1 protein-coding gene and 1 pseudogene are annotated in these 2,721 nt (G+C 75.1%); both read left to right on the top strand.

Annotation, left to right across the window (positions count from 1 at the left end; genetic code table 11):
• Positions 1-288 (top strand): annotated as a pseudogene (locus tag NBW84_RS23780) (hypothetical protein); the annotation flags it as partial.
• Positions 285-2,633: a serine/threonine-protein kinase gene (locus NBW84_RS23775; protein ID WP_250287568.1), complete on the top strand. Its 2,349-nt coding sequence runs from the start codon at positions 285-287 to the stop codon at positions 2,631-2,633. The pseudogene NBW84_RS23780 and the gene NBW84_RS23775, both read left to right, overlap by 4 nt.
• Positions 2,634-2,721 lie beyond the last annotated feature (88 nt).

The following is a 2,721-nucleotide window of genomic DNA, read 5'->3' as shown; positions in this document are numbered from 1 at the left end:
GCCTGGCGCGACGTCGCCACCTCGGCGCTGGCCACCGCCCGGCAGGCCGCCGAGGCCAACGCCGCGCCGCTGAACCGGCGCGGCGAGCTGCGCGGGCTGCTCCACGCGCTGCACGCGAAGGCGGTGCGCCACGGCGTGGCGCAGGCCCCGGACCTCGACGCCGTCTTCCGGCGGGCGCGGGAGACGCTCTACACCTCGCCGGTCGACCTCGACGCGGCCGACGAACTCGTGATGTCGTACGCCGCGAAACTGGTCGACCGCACCGATCTCGAGGAGCCGACGCGATGAGCCAGCAGTCGAGCCCGGCGGCGTCCGCCGGGGCCCGGTGCCAGGAGCCGGGGTGCGGCGGCACGGTCCAGCCGGACGGGTTCTGCGACGAGTGCGGGACCGCCCCCTCTCCCGCATCCCCCGCATCCCCTTCCGCCGCCTCGGGGCCCGCCATGTCGGTCCCCGCCCCGCCGAGGCCCGGGCCGGCCGCCCTGTCGGTGCCGTCGCGGCAGCGGCCGTCGTTCCCGTCGGCGTCGAGCTCCGCCTCGTCACTGGTCTCGTCCCGCGCCTCGCGGGCCGGCCGGGCCAGGGGCTCGAAGCCGTCCAGGTCGTCGGTGCGCCGGCTCGGCGCCGGGCTGGTACAGGTGCCCGAGACGACCGTCCCGGACCCGGCCTCGCTGGTACGGACCAGCCCGGTGGTGCCGGAGAACAAGCGGTTCTGCCGCAACCGCGGCTGCGAGCAGCCGGTGGGACGCAGCCGGCAGGGGCGGCCGGGCCGTACGACCGGCTTCTGCGTCCACTGCCAGCGGCCGTTCTCGTTCGAGCCGGGGTTACGCCCCGGCGACAGGATCGGCCCCCCGGTGAGCTCCAGCGACAGGGCCCCCCGCTACGAGGTGGTGGGCGCGATCACCCATGGCGGCCAGGGCTGGATCTATCTGGCCCTCGACCACAGCGTGGAGGGCCTGCGGGTCGTGCTCAAGGGGCTGCTCGACGTCGGGGACGCCAGCGCCCACAGCGCCGCCATCGCCGAGCGGCGCTTCCTCGCGTCCGTCGACCACCCGACGATCGTCAAGATCTACACTTTCGTCGAGCATGCCGGGACCGGCTACATCGTGATGGAGTACGTCGGCGGGACGTCACTGCGCGAGCTGCTCAGGCGGCGCCGCGCGGCGCTCGGCCAGCCGGACCCGCTGCCGGTGGCGGAGGCGGTCTCCTACCTGCTCGCGGTGCTGCCGGCGTTCGCCTACCTGCACCGCAACGGCCTGCTGTTCTGCGACTTCAAGCCGGACAACGTGATGCTCGGGCAGGACACCCTCAAGCTCATCGACCTCGGCGCGGTCCGCCGGGCCGACGACGTCAGCAGCGACGTCTACGGCACGCCGGGCTACCAGGCACCGGAAGTCGGCAACCAGTTACCATCGGTAACCTCCGACCTGTACACGCTGGGACGCACGCTGGCCACGCTGATCCTGGACTTCCGTGGCAACACCTCCACGTACAAGCACTCGTTACCGCCGCCGGACGACCACCCGCCGCTGCTCCGCTACGACTCGCTGCACCGGTTCCTGCTGAAGGCCACCGCATCTTCGCCGGACGACCGGTTCGCCAGCGCCGACGAGATGCACGACGAGCTGCTGGGCGTGCTGCGCGAGGTCGTGGCCGCGGAACGTGGCATGCCGGCGCCCGCCCCGAGCCGGCGGTTCACCGGCGACACCCACCTGACCGGCGAGAACCCGGACGGCAGCCGGGCCGAGCCGGCCGCCTCCGTGCTGCCGACGTTGCGGGTCGATCCCGACGACCCGGCCGCCAGCACGCTCGCCGCGCTGCCGGACACCGACGCCGCCGCGCTCGCCGAGCTGCTGGCGGCGATCCAGCCGGCCACCGTCGAGGTGCGGCTGCGGCTGGCCCGCGCCCAGCTCGACGCCGGCCGGTACGAACAGGCCCGCCGGACGCTCGACGCGATCGAGGACGAGGACCCGTGGGACTGGCGGGCCGGCTACTACCGTGGCCTGGTCGCGCTGGCCGAGGGCGACGTCGCCACCGCGCGCGCCGAGTTCGACGGCGTCTACAGCGAGGCGCCGGGCGAGCTCGCGCCCAAGCTCGCGCTGGCACTGGCCGCCGAGGCCGACGGCGACACGGGCTACGCCGAGCGGATGTACGACGTGGTGTCGAGCACCGACGACTCGTTCACCAGCGCGGCGTTCGGGCTGGCCAGGGTGCGGACGGCGGCCGGGGACCGGCAGGGCGCCGCCGACGCCTACCGGCGGGTGCCGCCGACGTCGGCGGCCTATCTCGACGCCCAGGTCAGGCTCGCCCGGCTGCTGGGGACGGTGACGGCCGCCGGTCCGCCCGACCGGGCCGGGCTGGCCGAGGCGTCGGCCGTCCTCGGCCGGCTCACCCTGGACCCGGCCCGGCGCGCCGCGCTGGAACGCGACCTGCTGGCCACCGCCGTCGACCTGGTGGGCTCCGGCGCCGTCGTGCCGGACGACTCGGTGACGGTGGTGAGGCGGCCGCTGCGCGAGGAGGACCTGCGGTTCGGGCTCGAGGCTGCCTACCGGGAGCTGGCCAGGCTGGCACCCACCGTCGACGGCCGGTACTCCTACGTCGACGAGGCGAACCGGGTCCGGCCGAGGACTCTGACGTGAGCCCGCACCCGGACATCGACGACGGTGTCGTGACCGACGGCCCGGCCGCCACAGGCCCGGCCGCCACAGGCCCGGCCGCCACAGGCCC

Source organism: Protofrankia sp. CiP1_Cm_nod2, assembly GCF_920664355.1.
Lineage (GTDB): Bacteria > Actinomycetota > Actinomycetes > Frankiales > Frankiaceae > Protofrankia.
This window is presented reverse-complemented; position numbering and strand designations above follow the sequence as displayed.

Excerpts from the sequence above, each read along its gene's own strand:
- NBW84_RS23775 (WP_250287568.1), top strand. The coding sequence starts at position 285 with ATGAGCCAGCAGTCGAGCCCGGCGGCGTCCGCCGGGGCCCGGTGCCAG.